The 22,665-nt window shown below is 68.3% G+C and carries 19 protein-coding genes and 3 pseudogenes; 10 read left to right on the top strand and 12 right to left on the bottom strand.

Annotated features, from left to right (window positions below; genetic code table 11):
• Positions 1 to 5: 5 nt before the first annotated feature.
• Positions 6 to 1,367, top strand: a complete 1,362-nt coding sequence (locus tag ACTWO6_RS22015) for an MFS transporter (RefSeq protein WP_446215697.1) — start codon at positions 6 to 8, stop codon at positions 1,365 to 1,367.
• A 270-nt stretch (positions 1,368 to 1,637) separates the two neighbouring features.
• Here ACTWO6_RS22015 and ACTWO6_RS22010 read toward each other — a convergent pair whose 3' ends face one another.
• The 4 genes from ACTWO6_RS22010 to ACTWO6_RS21995 all read right to left on the bottom strand — a co-directional run bounded on the left by ACTWO6_RS22010 (position 1,638) and on the right by ACTWO6_RS21995 (position 4,457).
• Complete coding sequence (locus ACTWO6_RS22010; protein ID WP_446215696.1) at positions 1,638 to 2,030, bottom strand: hypothetical protein; 393 nt, start codon at positions 2,028 to 2,030, stop codon at positions 1,638 to 1,640.
• A complete protein-coding gene (locus tag ACTWO6_RS22005) occupies positions 2,030 to 3,754 on the bottom strand; it encodes an alkaline phosphatase D family protein (protein ID WP_446215695.1) in 1,725 nt (574 codons plus the stop codon). Before ACTWO6_RS22005 ends, ACTWO6_RS22010 begins: the two co-directional genes overlap by 1 nt.
• Positions 3,755 to 3,852: 98 nt before the next feature.
• Positions 3,853 to 4,005: a hypothetical protein gene (locus tag ACTWO6_RS22000; protein ID WP_446215694.1), complete on the bottom strand. Its 153-nt coding sequence runs from the start codon at positions 4,003 to 4,005 to the stop codon at positions 3,853 to 3,855.
• Between the two features lie 137 nt (positions 4,006 to 4,142).
• Positions 4,143 to 4,457 carry a hypothetical protein gene (locus ACTWO6_RS21995; protein WP_446215693.1) on the bottom strand — a complete coding sequence of 105 codons (315 nt, stop codon included), beginning with the start codon at positions 4,455 to 4,457 and terminating at the stop codon, positions 4,143 to 4,145.
• Positions 4,458 to 4,467: 10 nt separating this feature from the next.
• Between ACTWO6_RS21995 and ACTWO6_RS21990 the strand changes: the two genes are divergently transcribed.
• Positions 4,468 to 4,707 carry a BON domain-containing protein gene (locus ACTWO6_RS21990; RefSeq protein ID WP_446215692.1) on the top strand — a complete coding sequence of 80 codons (240 nt, stop codon included), beginning with the start codon at positions 4,468 to 4,470 and terminating at the stop codon, positions 4,705 to 4,707.
• A 144-nt stretch (positions 4,708 to 4,851) separates the two neighbouring features.
• On the opposite strand, the gene groL is transcribed toward ACTWO6_RS21990, so the two are convergent.
• The 3 genes and pseudogenes from groL to ACTWO6_RS21975 all read right to left on the bottom strand — a co-directional run.
• A complete protein-coding gene (gene groL / locus ACTWO6_RS21985; RefSeq protein ID WP_446215691.1) occupies positions 4,852 to 6,423 on the bottom strand; it encodes a chaperonin GroEL in 1,572 nt (523 codons plus the stop codon).
• Positions 6,424 to 6,711: 288 nt separating this feature from the next.
• Positions 6,712 to 6,798, bottom strand: a pseudogene (locus tag ACTWO6_RS21980) (IS5/IS1182 family transposase); the annotation flags it as partial.
• Between the two features lie 202 nt (positions 6,799 to 7,000).
• Positions 7,001 to 7,710 (bottom strand): annotated as a pseudogene (locus ACTWO6_RS21975) (IS6 family transposase); the annotation flags it as partial.
• 98 nt (positions 7,711 to 7,808) lie between these two features.
• Between ACTWO6_RS21975 and ACTWO6_RS21970 the strand changes: the two are divergent.
• Positions 7,809 to 8,048 (top strand): integrase core domain-containing protein, encoded by a 240-nt coding sequence (locus ACTWO6_RS21970; protein WP_446215690.1) that lies wholly within the window; start codon positions 7,809 to 7,811, stop codon positions 8,046 to 8,048.
• 185 nt (positions 8,049 to 8,233) lie between these two features.
• Here ACTWO6_RS21970 and ACTWO6_RS21965 read toward each other — a convergent pair whose 3' ends face one another.
• Genes ACTWO6_RS21965 through ACTWO6_RS21955 form a run of 3 tightly spaced genes read right to left on the bottom strand, consistent with a single transcriptional unit; the run spans position 8,234 to position 11,421 of the window.
• On the bottom strand, positions 8,234 to 9,973 hold the full coding sequence (locus ACTWO6_RS21965) for a multicopper oxidase family protein (RefSeq protein ID WP_446215689.1): 1,740 nt from the start codon (positions 9,971 to 9,973) through the stop codon (positions 8,234 to 8,236).
• Entirely contained in the window at positions 9,970 to 10,422 is a 453-nt protein-coding gene (locus ACTWO6_RS21960; protein WP_446215688.1) for a DUF6220 domain-containing protein, read from the bottom strand. The genes ACTWO6_RS21965 and ACTWO6_RS21960 overlap by 4 nt, the downstream gene beginning before the upstream one ends.
• A 9-nt stretch (positions 10,423 to 10,431) precedes the next feature.
• Positions 10,432 to 11,421 carry a carboxymuconolactone decarboxylase family protein gene (locus tag ACTWO6_RS21955; RefSeq protein WP_446215687.1) on the bottom strand — a complete coding sequence of 330 codons (990 nt, stop codon included), beginning with the start codon at positions 11,419 to 11,421 and terminating at the stop codon, positions 10,432 to 10,434.
• 144 nt (positions 11,422 to 11,565) lie between these two features.
• Here ACTWO6_RS21955 and ACTWO6_RS21950 point away from each other — a divergent pair, with 144 nt between their 5' ends.
• Positions 11,566 to 12,696, top strand: coding sequence for a sensor histidine kinase (locus ACTWO6_RS21950; protein ID WP_446215686.1), 1,131 nt, complete (start codon positions 11,566 to 11,568; stop codon positions 12,694 to 12,696).
• On the top strand, positions 12,693 to 13,355 hold the full coding sequence (locus ACTWO6_RS21945; RefSeq protein ID WP_446215685.1) for a response regulator: 663 nt from the start codon (positions 12,693 to 12,695) through the stop codon (positions 13,353 to 13,355). Before ACTWO6_RS21950 ends, ACTWO6_RS21945 begins: the two co-directional genes overlap by 4 nt.
• An 861-nt stretch (positions 13,356 to 14,216) precedes the next feature.
• Here ACTWO6_RS21945 and ACTWO6_RS21940 read toward each other — a convergent pair.
• Complete coding sequence (locus ACTWO6_RS21940; protein WP_446220868.1) at positions 14,217 to 14,471, bottom strand: hypothetical protein; 255 nt, start codon at positions 14,469 to 14,471, stop codon at positions 14,217 to 14,219.
• Between the two features lie 188 nt (positions 14,472 to 14,659).
• Entirely contained in the window at positions 14,660 to 15,520 is an 861-nt protein-coding gene (locus ACTWO6_RS21935; protein WP_446220730.1) for an SAM-dependent methyltransferase, read from the bottom strand.
• Between the two features lie 758 nt (positions 15,521 to 16,278).
• Here ACTWO6_RS21935 and ACTWO6_RS21930 point away from each other — a divergent pair.
• The 5 genes and pseudogenes from ACTWO6_RS21930 to ACTWO6_RS21910 all read left to right on the top strand — a co-directional run bounded on the left by ACTWO6_RS21930 (position 16,279) and on the right by ACTWO6_RS21910 (position 22,626).
• Complete coding sequence (locus ACTWO6_RS21930; RefSeq protein WP_446215684.1) at positions 16,279 to 17,574, top strand: ABC transporter substrate-binding protein; 1,296 nt, start codon at positions 16,279 to 16,281, stop codon at positions 17,572 to 17,574.
• Positions 17,575 to 17,678: 104 nt separating this feature from the next.
• On the top strand, positions 17,679 to 18,662 hold the full coding sequence (locus tag ACTWO6_RS21925) for a carbohydrate ABC transporter permease (RefSeq protein ID WP_446215683.1): 984 nt from the start codon (positions 17,679 to 17,681) through the stop codon (positions 18,660 to 18,662).
• Positions 18,659 to 19,534 (top strand): carbohydrate ABC transporter permease, encoded by an 876-nt coding sequence (locus ACTWO6_RS21920; RefSeq protein ID WP_446215682.1) that lies wholly within the window; start codon positions 18,659 to 18,661, stop codon positions 19,532 to 19,534. The genes ACTWO6_RS21925 and ACTWO6_RS21920 overlap by 4 nt, the downstream gene beginning before the upstream one ends.
• Positions 19,535 to 19,571: 37 nt before the next feature.
• On the top strand, positions 19,572 to 21,887 hold the full coding sequence (gene yicI / locus ACTWO6_RS21915) for an alpha-xylosidase (protein WP_446215681.1): 2,316 nt from the start codon (positions 19,572 to 19,574) through the stop codon (positions 21,885 to 21,887).
• Positions 21,884 to 22,626: pseudogene (locus tag ACTWO6_RS21910) on the top strand (family 1 glycosylhydrolase). The gene yicI and the pseudogene ACTWO6_RS21910 overlap by 4 nt, the downstream one beginning before the upstream one ends.
• The last annotated feature ends 39 nt before the right edge of the window (positions 22,627 to 22,665 follow it).

The following is a 22,665-nucleotide window of genomic DNA, read 5'->3' as shown; positions in this document are numbered from 1 at the left end:
CGGTGATGTTCGCCGCCGTCCTCCGCCGAGCGCGCCCCCCGTCGCCTCTCGCCGGCCAGCTCGCTGCCCAGTCACTCCTCTTCGCCCTCGGTGAGGGCACCTTCATGACCGGATCGGCGGTGTTCTTCACCAAGATCGTCGGGCTGTCCGCCGCCCAGGTTGGTCTCGGCCTGACGTGCGCCGGCATCGCCGCCTTCCTGGCCGCACTGCCGATGGGCAAGCTGGTCGACCGCTTCGGGCCGAAGAAGATGTGGGCCGTCAGCGCGACCGGGCAGGCGGCGATGTTCGCGGTGTGGCCGCTCATCACCGACTTCAAGGGCTACATCGCCATGGCCGTCGGCATGGAGGTCATCGGTGCCCTCGGCAACGCGGCGCACGGCGCGTACACGATCGACGTACTGCCGCCGGACGAGCGGGTGAAGTCGCGCGCCTACATGTACTCCGCACTCAACGTCGGCTTCACCCTCGGCTCCCTGATCGGTGGCTTCGCGCTGGCGTTCCACTCCAACGACGTCCTCCACGCGCTGCCCTGGTTCACCACCGTGGTCTTTCTGGTCAACGCCGCCGCAATCAGCCGGCTGCCGCGGGCCTCGCACGACGACCGCACCCCGCAGGACCGCAAGGTGAAGATCGCCGGGCCCGGACCGCTGCGCAACCCCGGCTGGCTCCTCACGACGTTCTTCGGCGGGGTCTTCTGGACCAACCAGGTGCTGCTCAACATCGTGATTCCGCTGTGGCTGGTGGAGGAGACCGACGCCCCGCGGGTGCTGCTGGCCTTTCTGTTCGGAACCAACACGGTGATGTGCATCTTCCTGCCGATGGCGGCGGCCCGCGGAGTCGAGGACGTGCCGACCGCGCTGAAGGCGATTCGGGTGTCGTCCACCTTCTTCGTGCTCTCCTGTCTGATCACGCTGGCGACCCACGACACCGTCGGCTGGGTCACGATCTCGCTGGTCTGGCTGGGTCACGTCACCGTGACCGGGGCTGAGCTCTACCTCTCGGCCGCCAGCTGGTCGTTCGAGGCCGAGCTGATGGACCCACGTCAGCGCGGCGCCTACCAGGGCGCCGCCGAGCTGAGCAGCACCCTGGGCCGGGTATGGGCGCCGGCGTTGTACACCTTCCTCGCGATGAACTGGGGCGCCGTCGGCTGGCTGGTGATCGCCGGCATCATAGTGGTGGCCACCATCGGCGTGCACCCGTCGACCCGGCTGGCGCGGCGATTCCTCGAGCAGCACGTCCCTGCCGAGGTGTTGGCAGACGCCCGTGCCTCCAGCCGCGAGCCAGAGGAGGGCATCGCGGCCGGGCCGCCCTCGCTCATCAACACCGACGAGCCGCTGCCCGAGTCCACCGGTGGCCTGATCCGCTAGGCCACGCCCTAGCTGACTTGACCGATTCCCTGAGTCACGGGCGGCGCGCGCACGCGCCGACTCCCGAACGGCGCCCTGCTGGTGACCCTCCTCGACGACCCGGTCGTCGTAGACCCGCTGCACTAGGAGGACATCCATGGCCGCTGGCTCAGGGCGGCCTGAGCTCCCCGGGGCAGCAGCACCTTAGGGCGCGGTCGGCGGCAGTTGAGTGCGCGACCGAACGGGCGCGCCGCGACCTTGTGCGCGCGGAACGCGGCATGGTCGAACGCCTCACCGCGTCAGGTGGGGACGCCCTCCGCGACGTGGGCTCGCTATCGGGATGGCGGCAGCGGGATTGGTCAGCCTGGTGGGGATGGGGCTGGTAGGCGTGGTAGCGGCGAACTCGCCTGGTGTGGTCGAGGCCACCCAACCATCGAGACCGGTCTCACCGGCCGGCGGCACGACCGGTACGGCCTGTTCCCAGAGCAGGTCGAACATTTCGGTCAGCGCGTCCAGCAACGCGCACTGGTGGACCACGAGCGCGCTGTCGACCAGCTGGTCCATCGCCAGAGGCAGGAGCGCCACCGAACTGTCGAAGACCGCGAGCTTCATCGGCACCTGCGGGTGCACGCGCGACGTCTCACCGGCGTCGGCGGCGCTTGCCTTGAGCCGATCACGCGTCACTAGACCCTGATGGCCCCCGGCTGGCGGTCGTGGATCAAGAACGAGGCGAACGTCGTCGCGGCCGCGTCGGCCCGGCTGACCGTCGGCACCATCCGCAGGTCCGTCCGCCACTCGTCTGCGTTCAGCCGGCAGGTGACGTAGCCACGGCGGTCGCCGTCGAAGAACTTGATGTGCGGGTTCCACTTCATCATCGGACCGTAGTACGGCCCGTAGACCTCGTCGTCACCATTGGTGGTGATGGAGGTACCGACGAACTCCGTTGCCACGACCGGGGACTCAGGCCTGTCGAAGTCGCTCTTGATGTCGTTAACGAAAGTTGAGTGCCAGTCGCCGGCGACCATGACGGGGTTGCGCACCTTGGCCGAGGTGAACGTGTCGGTGATGGCCTTCCGCGAGACTGGGAAGCCGTCCCACGCGTCATGCCAGAGTATGTCGCCGGTCGGGCCATCGTGGTCAAGGCGCGCCATCATCACGCTCGTCGCGATGACGTTCCACCGGGCCTTCGACTCGCGCAGCCCGCCGAGCAGCCACTTCTCCTGGCTCTCACCGAGCATCGTGCCCTTCGTCGGGTCGTTGCCGGCGTCGCATGATGGCGCCTCGCCCCAGCCGCACGGCGGCGAGGTGCGGTACTGCCGCGTGTCCAGTACGTCGAGCTGGGCCAGGCGGCCCCAGTTCGACCGGCCGTAGAGCTTGAGCGAACCGTCCTTGCGCGGCAGCGATCGGCGGCGCACGGGCTGGTGCTCGTACCACGCCTTGTATGCCGCGGCCCGGTACGCGCTGATCGTGCCGTCGTACGCCCCGACGTAGTCGTTCTGCACCTCGTGGTCGTCCCACGTGACCAGCCACGGGAAGCGGGCATGTGCGCGCTGCAGGTCCGGGTCGGACTTGTACAGCGCGTACTGCATCCGCCAGCCGTCGAGGCTCTGCGGCCCGTTGCGCAGCACGTCCGGCGTCGCCGATTTGCGCATACCGCCATCGGCCGGAACCCCGTACTCGTACACGTAGTCACCGAGGTGGACCACCAGGTCGAGGTCCTCCTCGGCCATGCTCCGGTATGCCGCGTAGAAGCCGTGCGACCAGTCCTGGCAGGAGGCGAAGGCAAAACTCAACGACCCCAGCGGGCCCTGCTCGCGAGGCGCGGTGCGGGTGCGGCCTACATCGGAGACGTCGCCGCGATAGCGGAAGCGGTAGTAGTACTCCCGCCCCGGCAGCAGCCCGTCGACCTCGACGTGCACCGAGTGCGCCAACTCGGGCAGGGCCGACACCGTGCCGTGCTTGACAACTGTCCGCATGCCCGCGTCCAGCGCGACCTGCCAGTCCACCGGCACCGGGCGGCTCGGCATGCCGCCGTCGGGGCTGAACAGCTCCGGTACGAGCCGGGTCCACAGCACCACGCCCTCCGGCATGGGGTCGCCTGAGGCGATTCCAAGCTTGAAGGGGTACTCGCCGCTGCGGATGCGCGGCGCTGCGAGGGCGGTGCCCTCGAGCGGCACCTGGCTCACGGCGGCCAGCCCGGCGACGGCACCGATACCGACAAGGAAGCGGCGACGTTCCAGGCCCGACAGGGCGGAAGAGTTCGCGGTAGGGGGCATGTCGCTACCCCAACGGCCGCCGCCAACCGTCAGGCATCTCACGGGTAGCGCCGACGTGACAACTCGACAAAAGCGGACCAACGACGTTGGCCGGCCGGCACCGCCACGCGGCCGGCAAGCTTTCGACGACAAGGAAGACGAACTATGAGCCCACCAGCCATACCCATGCTCATGTCGCCGTCACCGGCGAGGTGAGGTGCTGCTCGACAAGATCTGCCGCCGCAACGGCATCACGCAGCGGCTGACCCAGCCCGCGTCACCGTGGCGAACCGGCCGGCGGGGGAGTCCTGCCGCAGCATCTCGGTCGCCCCGAGCGAGATCGCGAGGTCGGCCGTGGCGGCGCAGTCGTCGACGGCGAAGTAGACGCTCCACACCGACGGCATGGGGCCCCATTCGGGCCGGATCTGCATCGCCCCGGCAACCGGCCGCCCACCCGCCTCAACAAGCGTGGTAGAACTCGTCCCCGCCGCGGTTCCGGGAACTGGCCACCAACCTGGGGCCGCTGAACCTCTGACCGGTTTCAGTCGACGCGCAGGCTCACCAGCGCGCCGGTCAGCTCCTGTTCGGCGTACTGGCGGGGGTCCCGGTCGGCGACCATGACCAGGTAGGCGTCCTGCCCGGTCGGCACCCCGCGGACGGAGAACCAGAATCGACAGGTGCCGTCAGTGAGCGCGCGCGGGTCGGTCAGCCTCCCAACGGCCAACCCGCCTGTGGTCGTGATGAGCACCGGAGCACCGTCGGTGACGTCGGCGTGGGCGTCGGTGCCGGCGCAGCCGCCGTGGCCGTCCCTGGTGAAGGATGCGCCGTCGCCGAGCATCACTGCGCCGGAGACCACGAAGGTACCGGTGGTCGGCCGGCTCGTCGCGACCACTCCAGCGTCCGACGATCTGAAAGCCGCGATCGACGGGGCGATCCTGCGCAACGCCCAGCTCGACTCCCACCAGATCAAGGCTGATGTCAACGGCGCGGAAGTGACGCTGCGCGGATCCGTGCGATCGTGGGCCGAACGCCGTCAGGCCGAGAACGTGGCCTGGTCAGGTTCCGGCGTGACCAGCGTCAAGAACCATCTCACCGTCACCGCCTGATCCCGGGTCCACCCCCCGTCCCTGACGGCACTACAGCTCAATCCCTTGACGGGGCCGGCCAGTGCGGCACGCAGCCGCACTGGCCGGCCCCGGTCTGTGACAGCCCCGAAGGTCGTCGCTGCCCGGCAAGCCGACGCCGGGCGTCTATGGCTTGTCGGCGATGAGTACCTCGGTGGTCAGGAACAATGCGGCGATCGACGCGGCGTTCTGCAGCGCGGAACGGGTCACCTTGGCCGGTTCGACGATACCCGCTTTGATCATGTCGACGTACTCGCCGGTCGCAGCATCGAGGCCGTGGCCGGCGGGAAGTGAGTTGACCTTCTCTGCCACCACGGCGCCCTCAAGGCCGGCGTTGCTGGCGATCTGCTTGAGCGGCGCGGTCAACGCGACCCGCACGATGTTCGCGCCGGTGGCCTCGTCACCGGCAAGGTCGAGCTTGTCGAACGCCGTGACCGCGGCGTTGGCCAAGGCCACACCGCCGCCAGGGAGTAGGCCCTCTTCGATGGCGGCCTTGGCGTTGCGGACGGCGTCCTCGATGCGGTGCTTGCGCTCCTTGAGCTCCACCTCGGTGGCCGCGCCGACCTTGATCACCGCGATGCCGCCGGCCAGCTTGGCCAGCCGCTCCTGCAGCTTCTCCCGGTCGTAGTCGGAGTCACTGTTGTCGATCTCGGCGCGGAGCTGGGCGACCCGGCCGGCGATCTGCTCCACGTCACCGGCACCGTCGACGATGGTGGTCTCGTCCAAGGTGGCGACCACCTTGCGGGCCCGGCCGAGCATGTCGAGGGTGACGTTTTCCAGCGTGAGACCTACGGTGTCGCTGACGACCTGACCATTGGTGAGGACGGCAAGGTCGGCCAGCATGGCCTTGCGGCGGTCACCGAAGCCGGGTGCCTTGACAGCCAGCGACGTGAAAGTGCCACGGACCTTGTTGACGATCAGGGTTGCGAGAGCCTCGGCCTCGACGTCCTCGGCGACGATGGCCAGCGGCTTGCCCGCCTGCATGACCTTCTCCAGGATCGGGAGCAGGTCGGTCAGGTTCGAGATCTTGTTCTCGACGATGAGGAAATACGGGTCGTCGAGAACGGCTTCCATCCGTTCGGTGTCGGTGACGAAGTAGGGCGAGATGTAGCCCTTGTCGAAGCGCATGCCCTCGGTGAGCTCCAGCTCGAGGCCGAAGGTGTTGCTCTCCTCGACGGTGATGACGCCTTCCTTACCGACCTTGTCCATCGCCTCGGCGATGAGTTCACCGACGCTTGCGTCGGCGGCGGAGATGGACGCGGTGGCCGCGATCTGCGCTCTGGTCTCGACGTCCTGGGCCTGGTTACGTAACGCCTCGGTCACCGCGGCCACGGCCTGCTCGATGCCGCGCTTGAGCGCGATCGGGTTCGCGCCCGCGGCGACGTTGCGCAGCCCCTCCCGTACCAGGGCCTGGGCCAGGACGGTGGCCGTCGTGGTGCCGTCGCCGGCCACGTCGTCGGTTTTCTTGGCGACTTCCTTGACCAGCTCGGCACCGAGCTTCTCGTAGGGGTCGTCGAGCTCGATCTCCTTGGCGATGCTGACACCGTCGTTGGTGATGGTCGGCGCGCCCCATCTGCTGTCCAGCACGACGTTGCGGCCCTTCGGGCCCAGCGTCACCTTCACCGTGTCGGCGAGGATGTTCATGCCACGTTCGAGGCCGCGACGGGCGTCTTCACCGAATGCGATCAACTTGGCCATCTGCGTCGTCCTCTACTCGTCGTGCTGACATGCAGCACTGATCGGACCGACCTGCGATGACTTACGCGCACGCCCCACCAGAGGGCTCATCCCAATCGGCTAGCACTCGCACAGGGCGAGTGCTAACTACGGTTTAGCACTCGCCACCTGAGAGTGCAAGGCACACGAAGATCAACCTCCCCGTGGTCGGACCCCAACACCCGGTCGACCACTCCGACACGATGCGGGGCGTCGCCGCCCCGGCCGCCATCGACGAGACACACCCCGATCTGCCCTGACTTGGGCGCCCAGACGCTGCCACACGCCCGCGGCGTGCCGCTCGGCCAGCCGCCGCCAGCACGTCATGCCCGAACCGAACCCGAGTTCTTGCGGCAGGAGGACGTCGCGAGGGGCGGGTCTCGTCAACAGGGCGTTGCGACCGCAGAATAACGGGGTGACTTCGGAAGCCGCCCTCGACGAGGTGCTGCGCAGCGCCGCCCGAGTTCGGGTGACCGATGGCGGGGTGTCGGGTGGGCGCTGTTGCGTCGCGGGCCAAGGGAGATGGCGAGCCCGTTTCGGGTCCGCGGTCAGATCGGTGGGCCAGCTCGGTGAACGCGGCAGCGACCCTCTTCGCGGGCGGGACATCGCCGGAAAGTTCGTAGTGGCCGCGTCGTAAGTTCTGCATGAAGGCGTGTCCGGCGATGATCACTTGTGCGGTCTGGTCGGTCCGAGTCCGCGCATGGGTCGTAGCCGGTGTTTGAGCTGGCTGTGATCGGCCTCGATCGGATTGTTCGCGTGCCGCTCGACGTGGTGCCAGGCCGAGGGGATCCAGTCGTCGAGCACGGCGGGGTAGACCGGGGCGGCGTCGGTGACGACCTCGCTGGGCGTCACCTTCAGCATCCGCAGCGCCCGCTGGAAGAACCGCCGGGCCGCGGCGGCATCGCGGCGGGCCGAGACGAGCACGTCGATGACCTGCCGTGCTGGTCGATCGCGCGGTAGACGTACCGCCACACGCCGTTGACCTTGACGTAGGTCTCGTCGACGAACCACCGGTCACCAGGCGAGTGGCGGGCGAACCGGGCCACGTCGGCCAGCAGCGGCGTGAACCGCTGCACCCACCGGAACACGGTGACGGGGTCCGACGTCAACACCGCGTTCGATGAGCAGCTCCTCCACGTCTCGGTACGAGAGGCAGTACCGCAGGTACCACCGGACCGCGACGACGATCACCTCGGACGGGAAGCGGAACCCGGTGAACGCCGACTTCGGTGGCGAGGGCGACGAAGGCTGGACAGCGTCACCCGTCAAGCCTGCCTCGGCCCCTGGGATCCGGCAGCGCAACAGCGCCCCAATACAGCAGCGGCGCCTTCGCCGACGCCTGCCGCCACCACCGCATCCGCCGCTCCATGGGCCGGATCGGCTCGTCGTACGACAACGCCCTGGCCGAGGCGTTCTTCGCCACCCTCAAGCGTGAACTCGACGTCTACCGCCGACGGTGGGCAACCGAGGCCGCCGCCCGCCGCGACGTGTTCCGGTGGATCGCCTTCTACAACCACCGACGCCGCCACTCCGCGCTGAGCTACCTCAGCCCCGCCGACTACGAACAAACCTTCGCACCGACTACGCTGCACCAGATCGCGGCATAACCCGGTGTCCACATCCCCGGGGAACCTCACAAGATCAGCCGAACGCCGGTCGAGGACCTCAATGGGGTTTACTTCTGCCGCGGTGCTGTCTTGGAGCGGATAGCGAGTCTTCAGAATGGTCCTGGACCAGGTCCTGCCACGCCTTCGAGTCACCTGCAGCGGTCACCCGTGTTCACAACGGCGGATCACGAGTACATCAGGTGCAGCGTCATCCCGGCGTCGGCGTGCGCCAGGTTGTGGCAGTGGTTGGCCCAGGTTCCGGGGTTGTCGGCCCGGAACGCCACCTCCCAGACGTCGCCGGGGCGTATGTCGAACGAGTCCAGCCACAAGGGACTCCCGGTCGCCGGCGTTCCGCTGCGGGTCAACACCAGGACGTGATGCCCGTGCAGATGCCACGGGTGCACCACCAGTGATCGGTTCACGATCGTGAACTTGACGATGTCGCCGCGGCTTACGACCTGAGACGGGATGTCCGGATCGGCCGCGCCGTTGACGGTGTGGGCGTACCGCGGAAACAGTCCGTGAAGGTCGAGGCCGCGGTCGAGAACGAGGGTGAACTCCCTGTCAAACCGGGACCACGGCACCGGAGAACGGACGCCGTAGGTGAGCGGATCCAGCACCGGCCACGCGCCGGTCGCCGCTGACACCGGTCCGGTCGAGTAGACCGCCCGTCCGTCGACGAACAGCGCCACCGGCGTGGCGGGCGCGGTGAACACCAGGTCGTAGCGTCCCCCGGCCGGGATCAGCACGGCGGTGTCCACAAGCGAGGTCGGGCCCTGCAGGTCGGATCCGTCGATCGCGGCGACTCGGAACGGGGTCCCGGCCAGGGCATACCGGTGCGTCGTGCTGTCGGTGTTGATCAGCCGCAGCCGCACGGGCACCCCCGCCTCGACCGGCTCGGCTCGCGGTGCGGGCAACGGAAGGCCGGCCAGCGTGTGCACCGGCACCGTGACGTCGACGCCGGCCACCGGCGCCGGGCGCACCACCAGGACGCCGTAGAGCCCCATCCGCACGCCGACGTCGGATACCGCATGCGTGTGGTACCAGTACGTCCCGGCCTGATCGGCGCGGAACCGATAGACGAACTCCTGTCCGGGCAGCACCGCCGCCTGCGTCACGCCGGGCACCCCGTCCTGACTGTTCGGCACGTCGTATCCGTGCCAGTGCAGCGTGACGCCCCGCGCGATGTCCCGGTTGCGCAGCGTCACCTCAAGGACGTCGCCGACGGTGGCGGTCAGCTCCGGCCCGGGAACCTGCCCGTTGAACGCCCACGCCACGACGTCACGGCCGCTCACGCTCACCGTGGCGGTCCCGGCCGTCAGGGTGAACCGCCTGGTCGGTTCGCCCGCGGTCCGCGCATCCCGATATTCGTGATCATGCGGTACGCCGGGAGCAGCGCCCGGGGTGGCGGCCAGCCCGGTTCCGGTCACCAGCGCCGCGACCGCCACCGCGAGGGCCGTCCGGGACACCGTCGGGGACGGGCGCGCGCCGAGAACGCGCCACGACACCGCGGTCGCCGCGACGGCCCCGGCGACCGCGAGCAGCCCCGCGCCCGCCGACGCCGGGTAGCCGTGCAGGACCGTGACGAGCAGGCCGCCGCTAACGGCGTACCCGGCGAAGAGGAGCGGGACCGCGACGGACCGGATGTCGCCCGAAGCCCGCAGCAGCCGCGGCCCGGCGACGACCACCGCCGCGAGCGACAGCGGGGCGGCGATGAGGACCTTCTCCGCCGCGAACCACCAGCCGGCACGGGCGAGCGCGGTGATCGTGATCGCGCGGGCGAGCGTGGCGAGCAGCGCGAACGCGGCCAGCCCCAGTGCGAGCGGACGGCGCCGGGCAGCCGACCCGGCGCCGCCGCCCAGCCACCCGGCGGCCGCGAGGACCGCGATCACGAGGTCGGCCGCGAGCAGCGAGCCGACGGTCATGCCGGCTCCCCTTCCCGGACGGGCACGTGGGTGGCGCCGGTCGGCGCCGGGCGAGCCAGCTTTCGCGCTGCCTGGCTGACGCTGACCACGACGTGCACCGCGACGATTCCGATGAGGGCGTGCAGCCCGGCGATGGTGAGGCCGAACGGAGTACTGGCGCCCGCGGCGTCGGTGGACCCGTTCGCGAGCGCGGCGACGAGCGCCTGCACGACGACGAGGCCGAGCGGCAGCACCGCCAGTCCGACGAGCCGGCCCGGTGCCTTCGCCAGCACGGCGAGCAGGATGGTGAGCAGGGTGAGGACGGGGATGATCGCCATCCCGTTGATGCTGTGCAGGGCGTAGGCGCCGTCGCCCGCGGGCTTCGTGAACGCGCCCACGGCGGCAAAGAGGAACTGCAGGACGAACGAGACGAGCAGCAGAGTGCTGACGATGACGAAGGCCTTGCGCATGGTGACCTCCTAGAGATGAGCCGGGGTCAGTGCCCGGGCGACGTGATCGGTGGCCGTGATCGCGCCGTACGCGACCAGCCGCACCAGGTCGGCGTCGGCCGGATGGGAAAGCCGCCAGAGGGCGACGTCGCCGACGCTGATCGCACTGGGCGCGAACGCCGCCAGCAGCGCGATCCGCGTCCCGATGCGGTCCGCCCCGGGCACGTCCCGGACCAGATCGACGGCCCAGTCTGCGGGCCGGGCCGGGAACTTTCCGTTCTCCCAGCGCACGGTGGCCGTGACGGTCTGGCGAGCGACGTCGCCCAGCAGGTCGCCGCCTCGCATGGCGGCGTTCCGCAACGACGCGTACGCGACGCCGACCGGGCTGTCCCCGGCCCAGGCCGGTGGCGCCGTCGTGCCGGCGTCGAGAAGCGGCAGACCGCGGCCCGGCTCCTTCGGCTCTCGGGCCGCCTTGGCGTAGAGGCGGCCCCCGACCGACCGCACCGCGCGCGAGCGCTGCAGGCCGCCGGGCAGCAGATCCGGTTCGAGCAGCGCCGAGACGACCCGGTTGATGAAGTGGAAGGCGAGCAGGGTGCCGGTGACCTCCGGGCGGTACGGGCTGGTCCAGACGGCGGCTTTGGGGCTGCGGCTGGCCTCGGCCCAGGCGACGAGCTCGGCGTGCCTCGGCTCCGGTGGCGTCCCGCCCCGGGCGATGGCCTCGGCCAGCTCGTGCTCGCTCAGCGCGTGCAGCAGCATCACGTGGGCGTCGACGCAGAACCGGCAGCGGTTGGCCCGGGACACCGCCGACGCGACGACCTCGCGGTCGACCCGGGACGCGTCCCCGGCGAGCAGGGCCTCGCGCATCAGCGCCCAGGTCGCGGCCAGCACCTCCGGCACGGCCGAGAGCACCTGGAAGGTGGGCAACGGCCCGAGGAACTCGTCGCGCAGCTGTTGGTAGACCTCCGCGGTGAGACCGGTCGCCGCCTTCGCGGGAGTGGGGGTGAAGAAGCGGTATGTCATGGGCTCGATGCTTGCCTCGGCGGGCCGGGAAAACGTCGTGCCGCCGCAGACACTTGCCCCGCCGCCGATACCGCGTCCGCAGTACGCCTCATCTACTGCGCGCGCGGGATGCTCCGCTGACGACGGCCGTTCTACAGTGCGACCATGCGCCGCGATCTGCCGTACGCCCTCAGCGGTCTCGCCCTCGGCGTCCTCCTGCTCGGCAACGCCGTGCTCGCGCCGGACGCCGCAACGGTGCGGGCGCTCGACGTCGCCCTGATCCTGGTCATGGCGGCGGCCCTGGCTGCGTGCCGGCGGTACCCGGTGGTGGCGTTGATCGCGGTGACCGCCGCCATGCTGGCCCTCCACGTCCGGGTACACCCCGGGGTGTCCGCCGCGTTCCCCGTCCTCGGCGCGGTCTACCTCGCCGCCTGGCGGGGGCACCGTTCGGCCGCCGCCCTGGCCAGTCTGGTCTTCCTTGGCGGCTTCCTGGCCCGCGACATCTCGGTCGCGCCCGCCGGCCGGCCCGGCCAGCAGATCGTCGAGCGGACCGCGCTGCTGCTGGGCTGGTTCGTCGCGGCCAACGTCGCCGGTCTCGTCGCCCGGCAGCGCCGGGCGTACCTGGAACAGGTCGAACAGCGGGCGGTCGAGGCCGAACGCACCCGCGAGGAGATGGCGTTGCGTCGCGCCGGGGAGGAGCGCCTGCGCATCGCCCGGGATCTGCACGACTCGCTGACCCACAGCATCTCCGTGATCAAGGTGCAGGCCGGGATCGCCGTGCACCTGGCCCGCAAGCACGGCGAGGAACCGTCGGCCACGCTGCTGGCGATCCAGGAGGCCAGCAGCGCCGCGATGCGCGAACTGCGGGCGACGCTGGACGTCCTGCGCTCACCCGCCGACGGGGACTGCGTCGGGCTGGCCCGGGTGGGCGAGCTCGCCGAGCGGACCCGGACGGCCGGCGTACCGGTGCAGGTGACCGTCACGGGTCAGCCCCGGGACCTGCCCGCCGAGGTCGACCAGGCCGGGTACCGGGTCGTCCAGGAGGCACTGACCAACGTGGCCCGCCACGCCGGCCCCGCCACCGCGCAGATCCACGTGGGGTACGCCCCGGCACAGCTGACCGTCTCGGTGACCGACGACGGCCAAGCCTCGCCGGTCCGGCTGGTGACACCCGGCGTGGGCCTGCGCGGCATGCGGGAACGGGTCACCGGACTGGGCGGCACGCTGCACGCCGCCGCCCGCGACGGCGGCGGGTTCGCGGTACAGGCCACGTTCCCGCTGGACGGACCCGCGTGATCAAGGTTCTGCTCGCCGACGACCAGGCGCTGATGCGGGCCGGATTCCGGGCCCTGCTCGACGCCGAGGACGACCTGAAGGTCGTCGGCGAGGCCACCGACGGCGCTTCGGCTGTTGACCTCTCGCGACACCTGCGGCCGGACGTCGTGCTGATGGACGTGCAGATGCCGGGACTCGACGGCATCGAAGCCACCCGGCGCATAGCCGCCGATCCCGACCTCGCCGCGGTCCGCGTCCTCATCCTCACCAACTACGGGCTCGACTCCTATGTCTTCGCCGCACTCCGCGCGGGCGCCAGCGGGTTCCTCCTCAAGGACGCCGACCCCGCCGACCTGCTGCAGGCCGTCGCTGTCGTGGCTCGCGGCGACGCGCTGCTCGCCCCGGTGGTCACGCGTACGCTCATCGGCGAGTTCGTCGCCGGCCCGCCGCCGGCCGACCCGGCGGCCGGACGCGACGTGCTGACCGCCCGCGAACAGGAGATCGTCGAGCTGGTCGCCCGAGGACTGAGCAACAACGAGATCGCCGAGCGCATGGTGATCAGTCCGTTGACCGCCAAGACACACGTCAACCGGGCGATGACGAAGCTGCACTGCCGCGACCGTGCCCAGCTGGTCGTGTGGGCGTACGAGTCGGGGCTGATCACGCCGCGTCGCCGGTGACACCACATCGTCGTGCTCGGGCGACAACGGCGGTGCGACGGTATCGTCCGGTTCGGTCATATCCCCGTGCTGGCCGACGGCGTCTAACTCGTGGAAGAGGCCACGACGAACCTGTGATCCTAGGCCCGGTTGCACGCGCTTCTTTGGCGGATGACCTGCGGGACGAGCACGGCCGCGGCCGACCGGCACCAGCCCGGTGCCGGCTCCGAATGGGGGGAGCAGATTGGGAGCAGCCGGGTGCCCTGAACGGCTCCGAACGGCGTCCAACCGCACGGAACAGCACTCAACTGCACCCACCCCTACCAGCAGGTTCTCATTTCCGCAGGTCAGAGTCGGTGCAGCGTCCTGTTGAAGACCGAAGTGGTCAGGTTTCGCTGCTCCCAGGACGGCTCGCGCCAGCCGGTGTCTCGGGTCGCCTAACGCCGGGGCGGCAGGCGCGGTGTAGATCGATGTCTAGCGTTGTGGGCGGCCGTGCCGGAGTCGACGGCGGCTCCGTCATCTGAGACTCCGATCCCACGGGTACCGCACTGACCAGGCCCTTCTGGTTGGAGACCTCTTCGGCGGCTCCGAAGAGCTCACCCTGGTCGTTCTGCAACGAACCGCGTCGGACTGGGAGTCACAATAGGCGCCGCTTCGGCCGGTGCTTCGGTGGCGACCTGACAGCGTAGCGTTGATGCCGTGCCCCCGAGCGAAGAGTGGCTAAGGGCCTCACTGGGAAGAGCGATAGTCACGGCGTGTACGGCCGATGAGGGGTAGAGGTCGGCGGCGCCGCCGCGTACGGTCCGGTGCCCGTCGCCGGTGCGTGGCCGGGCGTCCGCCGGCGCGCCCGCGAAACCGGGGATCCACACGTCGGCGCAAATCTCATTCGCCGAGCCCGTCGCCGCCAAGCCGAACGCGTTTTCCCCGGCCCCCATCGGGAGGTGCAGCAGGGCGGCCATGAACGGTCGTTCGCTGGGGGAAAAGCCGCGGCCGGGTCTTGCCCAGCTGTCGCTCAAGGACCGTGATCTGGTGGCGCAGCGCCAGGACCTCCACGTACTTGTCCCGGTCGCTCATCGAAAGCAGGCGCAGTAACGCGAACGCGTTCGTCACACCGAGATAGGCCAGTCGAAGCAGCACAGCCGATCATCATGCCGCGGGTGGGGGAGAGACAGTCGGGAGAGGACCCGGCTCCTGCCGCCCCGTCAAGATCCGCTTACCGCTGCTCCCACCCGGGCGGATGAGGTTTTCGGCAAGGGCAACGCCCACCGCCGAGAGACCAGTTCAGGATGCCAACGAAGCAGCATCTCTCTGCGGTGCCGAGTCGGTCAGGGTTTGCGGGCGACGCCGCCGTAGACGGAAGCGTCGGCGGCGGACGGGCGCGGCTGCGGCTCGTTTTCGGCCCGCCACTCTGCCACCGGACCGATCCCCGGAGGCGCCAGCTCGAGCCCGTCAAAGAAGCGGGCGAACTCATCGCGACTGCGGAACCGGATCGGGCCGTGCCGGCCGCTGGTGGCAGCGGCGTCGGCCTCCCTCTTTTCCTCTGGCGGCATGAGATCGGTGGTCACGTTGGTGACAGCCAAATAACTGCCCGATGGCAGCGCGTCGAGCAGCCGGGTGACGATCCCGTACGGGTCCTCAGAGTCGACGATGAAGTGCGTGATCGCGATCAACATCAGCGCCACCGGTTGGGACAGGTCCAGGGTGCGCAGCAGGTCCGGATGATTGAGGATCTTCTCCGGCTCGCGCAGGTCGGCGTCGATGTAGGCGGTGGCGCCTTCGGGAGAGCTGGTGAGCAAGGCGCGGGCGTGGGACAGCACGATCGGGTCGTTGTCGACGTAGACGATCCGCGAATGCGGGGCGATGGACTGTGCGACTTCGTGAGTGTTGTTGGCGGTCGGGATTCCGGTCCCGATGTCGAGGAACTGCCGGATCTCCGCCTCTTCGGACAGGAAGGAAACGGCGCGGCGCAGGAAGTAACGGTTTTCCAACGCGGCGATGCGGACGGCGGGGAAGGCTGCGGCGATCGCGTCGCCGGACTCCCGGTCGACCTGGAAGTTGTCCTTGCCGCCGAGCCAGTAGTTGTATCGGCGGGCCGGATGCGCCACCGACGTGTCGATCCGCGATGACGCCAGCTCCGCGGCGACCGGCGAGAATCTCGACTCTTCGCTGCTCACAGGTGCCTCCATTGGCTCTGATGTCTGCCGAGCCGGACGCGGCGGTCCCGACCGGTCCACTTCGGCCACGCGCCCTCATCGTAGTGCCGACCCGTCCCACGGTGCCCACCCGCGGCTGCACCGCCCGCTGCCTCGCCGGTGGTGCGTCTCCCCGCCGGGCCCCCTTGGGTCAGGGCTTTCCGTCGATCGACCGGCCGAGGTGGTTCCGGCGGCAGGAGCCAGGTCTGGTGAACCTGGGTCGATGATTCCGGAGGGCTGCTTCAGCGCCGCGGTGTACCAGGCACGCAGCCGCTCGGGGTCGGTGCTGGCGAGCAACATGCTGTCCAAGCTGGGTGACGCCGTCGTTTCCTCCTTCGTGCCCCCGGCTCGGGACGTCGCTGTTGTGGGTGCTGTCACGTGTACGGACCACTCGCATCGTGAAAACCCATCGGGCGACCGAGTTGGGAGCCGAGCCGCCGGCAAGATCCTTTGTGGAAGCGTTCCCACACAATGTTTCCGCAGGTCAGTGCCGATTTCGATGCACTTTCGGGCAATCACTTGCGGGTGACCCCATTGTGTCCGGCATCACAGAGGCTTAACATTTGGCTAATCGAAGCGATTCGACGATGCGGTTCGACGGCACGCCCGATCCATACCCAGGGGAGGGAGTGCGATGTCAGCGACACCCCTATGCCTCCGGGTACGGGCGGCCGGCTCGGGGGAACCACAGGTGCCCGCAGGCTCTCGGGCGCGACCTGACGTGAGACTTCAGACCCCCTTGGAGGAACCCGATGTTCAAGAGAAGTAGGCGTGCGGCGCTGCTGGCGGCGCTCGCCGCGGGAAGCCTGGCGTTGACCGCCTGCGGCGGCGGTGACGACGGCTCGAGCGGCTCTGCCAAGGAGCTCAAGCTCTGGCACTACGAGGGCCCCGACAGCGCGATGGGCGTGGCGTGGAACCAGGCCATCAAGGAGTTCGAGGCCTCGCACCCCGGCGTGAAGGTCAAGTTCGAGGAGAAGGGCTTCGAGCAGATCCAGAAGACGGCGCCCATGGTCCTCAACTCCAAGGATGCTCCAGACATCATGGAGTACAACAAGGGCAACTCCACCGCGGGCCTGCTGTCCAAGCAGGGGCTGCTCACGGACCTGACGCCGCAGGTGACTAAGCGAGGCTGGGACAAGCTGCTCGGCCCGACCATTCAGACCACCGCCAAGTACGACGCGAAGGGCGTCATGGGCGGTGACAAGTGGTTCGGCATCCCGAACTACGCCGAGTACCTGCAGGTCTACTACAACAAGGACATGTTCGAGAAGAACAACCTCAAGGTCCCCACCACCTTCGACGAGTTCGTCACGGCGCTCGACACCTTCGCCAAGAAGGGGATCACCCCGCTCAGCAACGCGGGCGCGGAGTATATGGCGCAGCAGTACCTCTACCAGCTCGCGCTGACCAAGGCCGACCAGACCTGGGTCAACAACTTCGAGCGCTACACCGGCAAGGTCGACTTCCACGACGCAGCCTGGACCTACGGCGCGACCACCTTCGCCGACTGGGTGAAGAAGGGCTACATCGCCAAGAACTCGGTGAGCATCAAGGCCGAGGACGCGGGGACCACGTTCATCTCCGGCAAGTTCCCGATGATGTTCTCCGGCAGCTGGTGGTACGGCCGGTTCCAGAAGGAGATCAAGAACTTCGAGTGGGACACCTTCCTGTGGCCCGACACCAACCTGACCCTCGGCTCGAGCGGCAACCTCTGGGTGGTTCCGCAGGGCTCCAAGAACAAGGACCTGGCCTACGACTTCATCGACATCACGATGAAGAAGGGCATCCAGAACACGCTCGGCAACAACGGCGGCGTGCCGGTGGCCGCCGATGAGGCGGGCGTCACCGATGCCAAGAGCAAGGAACTGATCAAGAACTTCACCACCCTCACCGGTAAGAACGCCCTGGCGTACTACCCGGACTGGCCGGTGGCGGGCTTCTACGACACGTTCGTGACGCAGACCCAGAAGCTCATCAACGGCAGCGTGACGCCCGACAAGGTCCTGACCGACCTGCAGAAGGCCTACGACAGCGGCCTGCCCAAGTGACGGCCGACTACTAGAGATCTGAGAAGCATCCTCATGGGAGCAGTGCGCCCGCCTGCGCACTGCCCCTGCGAGGCGGCGAAAGGCCCTCTCGTGAAAGGCACGGCATGACACGACCAGCGAGCGCGACACCGGCGTCGCCACCGGTGGCGGGGCGGCGGCCGCCACCCACGCCACCGAAGCCCCCCCGGACCGGGCGATCGCGTGATCGCGCGGCGTACTGGCTCTACCTGCTCCCCGGACTGCTGCTGTTCGTCGGCGTCATCGGCGTGCCGTTCATCATGAACATCGGCATCAGCTTCACCGAGTGGCCGGGGATCGGCACTCCCAAGTGGACGCGCCTGGACAACTACAAGGCGCTGTTCTCGGACGGGGAGTTCTGGGCTTCCTTCCGCAACAACGTGGCGCTGATCATCGCGATGGCGATCATCCCGACGTGTATCGGGCTTGTGCTTGCGGCGGCGCTCACGGACTTCATCGGTAAGAAGTTCGGTCCGCGTACGGCCAGCGTGCTGCGCGCCTGCATCTACCTGCCGCAGCTGCTTCCCGTCGTGCTCGTCGGCATCGTGTGGAGCTGGCTTCTGGCTCCGGATAACGGCGCCGTCAACGAGATGTTCAAGGCCGTCGGCCTGGACTCACTCGCACACGACTGGCTGGGTGACCCCAAGACCGCCATATGGAGCGTGATGGTGGTCATGGTCTGGATCCAGATCGGCTTTCCCCTGGTCATCTTCATGTCGGGTCTTCAGCGGGTCGATCCCTCGCTCTACGAGGCGGCTGAGATCGACGGCGCGTCGTGGTGGCGGCGGTTCTGGCACATCACGATCCCGCAGATCCGGCCGGAGACCTTCGTGTGCCTGCTGTGGTGCACCATCGCCTCGCTGAAGGTCTTCGGGCACATCTACGTACTCACCAAGGGTGGGCCCGGCGGGGCGACGAACGTGCCGGCGTACTACTCGTTCCAGAACTTCTTTGACAAGACCGAAGTGGGCTATGGGTCGGCGATCGCCACCATTCTCACCCTGATCATCGTGGCGCTGACGGTCGTCTTCCTGCGCGTACAGAGCAAGGACCTGGGGGAGGAGCAGTGACCGCTACTTCGGTCGAACCACCAATCAAGGCGCCCATCAGAGCGAGGCGACGGCGTGACCCGTCGAATTACGTCGTCCTGGCGGCGCTGATCGTGCTCGTCCTCGTGATGCTGATCCCCTTCGTGATCGTTGTCTTCAACGCGCTGAAGACCCCCGAGGAGTACTCAACGAACGGTCCGCTCGCCGTACCCGATGGCATCCATCTGCAGGGCTTGAAGGACTTCTGGGAGCGCGTCGCTTTCGGCGAGAAGCTTCTCAACAGTGTCATCATCAGCGGCTCTGTCGCCGCCTTCGCGGTGATCCTGTCGGTTCTGAACGCCTACGCCCTCGGCATCGGCCGGATCAAGGGCCGGCTATGGATTCTCGTCCTGTTGCTCATGGCGAACACGCTGCCGCAGGAGGCGTTGGTATACCCGCTTTACTACCTGTCGAAGCAAGTGGGCCTCTACGACAGCCGCCTTAGCGTGATCATCATCTTCACCGTTATCCAGAGCGCCTTCGGGACCTATCTCCTGTCGTCGGTCCTCGGTTCCTTCCCGCGGGCGTTGCTCGAGGCGGCGCGGATGGACGGGGCGAGCACGTGGCAGGTGCTGTGGCGGATCGTCGTCCCGGTCACCCGCCCGACCGTCGCCGTGCTGCTGGTCTTCTTCTTCATCTGGACCTGGAACGAGTTCCTGATCCCGCTCGTGTTCCTGACTTCGAATGAGAACCAGACGGTCTCGGTTGCCCTGGGTGTTCTGCAGGGCCAGCGACTCATGGACGCCACGATGTCGAGCGCCTCGGCACTGCTCGGCATCATCCCGACGGTCATCTTCTTTCTGATCTTCCAGCGGACCCTGACCCGCGGCCTGACAGCGGGCGCGATCAAGTGAGCTCAGCCCCTTCGAGCGTGAGAGGTACTCCCCGTACATGAAGTTCACCGATGGCTACTGGCTGATGCGGGAGGGCGTGCATGCCGTCCACCCGGTCGAGGTTCTTGACGCGACGACCGGGCCCGGATCCCTGACGGTGCACGCGCCCGTCAAGCGGATCCAGCATCGAGGTGACCTGCTCGAGGGTCCGGTCGTCACGATCGCGTGCACGAGCCCCGTGCCGGAGGTCATCGGTGTCAAGATCACCCACTTTGCGGGAGAGGCGCGACGGCCGGAGTTCGAGCTGCAGGACGGGCCCGCCGAGGTGGAGATCTCGGTGGACGACGAGGCCGCTGTCCTCACCTCGGGTGAGTTGTCCGTACGGATCGACCGGGGCGACCAGTGGCGCGTCGACTTCCTGGCCGACGGTCGTACGCTCACCACGAGTGGATCGACGGCCATGGCTGTCATCGACACCGACGACGGCAAGCACTACGTGCGGGAACAGCTGGATCTCGGCGTCGACCACCACGTCTACGGGCTGGGTGAACGCTTCGGGCCGCTGGTCAAGAACGGCCAGGTCGTCGATGTCTGGAACGCCGATGGCGGCACCGCCAGCGAGCAGGCATACAAGAACGTCCCGTTCTTCCTCACCAACGCCGGCTACGGCATCTTCGTCAACCACCCCGGGCATGTGTCCTTCGAGGTCGCCTCGGAGGCGGTATCGCGGGTGCAGTTCAGCGTCGAGGGCCAGTCGATGGAGTACTTCATCATCTACGGTCCGACGCCGAAGGAGATCCTGCGCAAGTACACCGCGCTGACCGGGCGTCCCGCGCGGCTGCCCGTGTGGTCGTACGGCCTGTGGCTGTCCACCTCGTTCACCACGTCGTACGACGAGGCGACGGTGACCAGCTTCATTGACGGGATGGCCGAGCGGGATCTGCCGCTGTCGGTCTTCCACTTCGACTGTTTTTGGATGCGCGAGTTCAACTGGTGTGACTTCGAGTGGGATCCGAGGACCTTCCCCGACCCGCCCGGGATGCTCAGGCGGATGAAGGAGCGGGGACTGAAGATCAGCCTGTGGATCAACCCGTATATCGCGCAACGCTCGCCGCTGTTCGCGGACGGTCAGTCCAGGGGCTACCTGCTCAAGCGGCCGAATGGGGACGTGTGGCAGTGGGACCTGTGGCAGCCGGGGATGGCGGTGGTCGACTTCACCAACCCTGAGGCCCGGGAGTGGTACGCCTCGAAGCTGGACGCGCTGCTCGACATGGGCGTCGACTGTTTCAAGACCGACTTCGGCGAGCGCATCCCGACCGACGTGGTGTACTTCGATGGCTCCGATCCGGAGCGGATGCACAACTACTACACCTACCTCTACAACCAGACGGTGTTCGACCTCCTCCGTAAGCGCCGCGGAGAGGCCGAGGCGATCGTCTTCGCGCGTTCGGCCACAGCGGGCACCCAGCAATTCCCGGTCCACTGGGGCGGCGACTGCGAGTCCACCTTCAAGGCGATGGGTGAGAGCCTGCGCGGCGGCCTGTCGCTCGGGATGTCGGGTTTCGGCTACTGGAGCCACGACATCGGGGGCTTCGAGGGAACCCCTGACGCCGCCCTGTTCAAGCGGTGGATCGCGTTCGGCCTGCTCTCCTCGCACAGCCGGCTGCACGGCAGCCACTCCTACCGGGTTCCGTGGCTGTTCGACGACGAGTCCGTCGACGTGCTCCGGCTGTTCACCAAGCTGAAGCTGCGGCTCATGCCGTACATCACCGGAGCGGCGCGGCAGGCCTGCACCGAGGGACTGCCGATCATGCGGGCGATGGTCGTCGAGTTCCCCGACGATCCGGCGTGCACGCATCTGGAGCGGCAGTACATGCTCGGCGACGATCTGCTCGTCGCACCCGTGTTCTCCGAGAGCGGTGAGGTCTCCTACTACGTGCCCGAGGGGACGTGGACGCACTACCTCACGGGAGAGCAGGTCGCCGGGCCACGGTGGGTCCGCGAACGTCATGGCTTCGACAGCGTGCCGCTGCTCGTACGACCCGGTGCGGTGCTTCCGGTCGGCGCGGTCGACGACCGGCCCGACTACGACTACGCCGACGGTGTCACGCTGCGTGTGTACGAGTTGCCCGACGGTGCCCATGTCGCGACCGCGATCCCGGCGCCGACCGGGGAGACCGCTGCGACGTTCATGACCTCCCGCGAGGCGGACGTCGTACGGGTCGAGGCGACCGGCGCCGCAACAGGCTGGCGGGTCCTCCTCGTCCGTGTACGGTCGGTCGGGTCCGTCGAGGGGGGCACGGCCACCGAGCACGAACAGGGCGTACTCGTCCAGGCCGCAGAGGACACGCTTGTCGTCAGGGGGGTCGCATGAGCGCGAACACGAGCACGGTCTTCCCGGAGGGCTTCCTGTCGGGCGCGGCCACTGCCGCGTACCAGATCGAGGGCGCGGTGGAGGAGGACGGCCGGACCGCGTCGATCTGGGACACGTTCAGTCATACGCCAGGCAAGGTGCTGGCCGGTGACACCGGCGACGTGGCGACCGACCATTATCACCGGTGGCAGGAGGACGTCGAGGCGATGAGCGCCTTGGGCCTGGGCGCCTACCGGTTCTCGATCTCCTGGCCGAGGGTGCTGCCGCAGGCGGACGGGCGCGGCGACGGCACGGCCTCGCCGTGGGTGGGGTGTGACGACGTCGAGTTCGTCCAGCAGCCCGGGCCCTACACGGAGATGGGCTTGCCCATCGATGCGACCGGGGTGGAAGAGTTGCTGCTGCGGCTGCACCGCGACCACCGGGGCTGCCATTGATGATCACTGAGAACGGCGCCGCGTTCGACGACCGGGTAACCCCGGAGGGACGGGTGCACGACGGTCGCCGGGTCGCATATCTGCATGACCATCTTGAGGCGCTCGGCCGGTCCATCGACGCCGGAGTGGGTGTACGAGGCTATTTCGCCTGGTCCATGCTCGACAAGTTCGAGTGGGCGTACGGCTACTCAAAGCGTTTTGGCATCATCCATGCCGACTACGAGCCGCAGCGGCGCACGTGGAAGGACAGCGCCTTCTGGTATCGGGACATCATCTCCGCCCATGCCATTGTGTCGGAGGTGTGACCCGTTTAATATTCAGTTAATCGAAACGCTTCAAATAGG

The sequence above is a fragment of the Micromonospora sp. IBHARD004 genome, assembly GCF_052814115.1.
The sequence above is the reverse complement of the archived record's forward strand: the minus strand, read 5'-3'. Positions and strand labels throughout refer to the sequence as shown.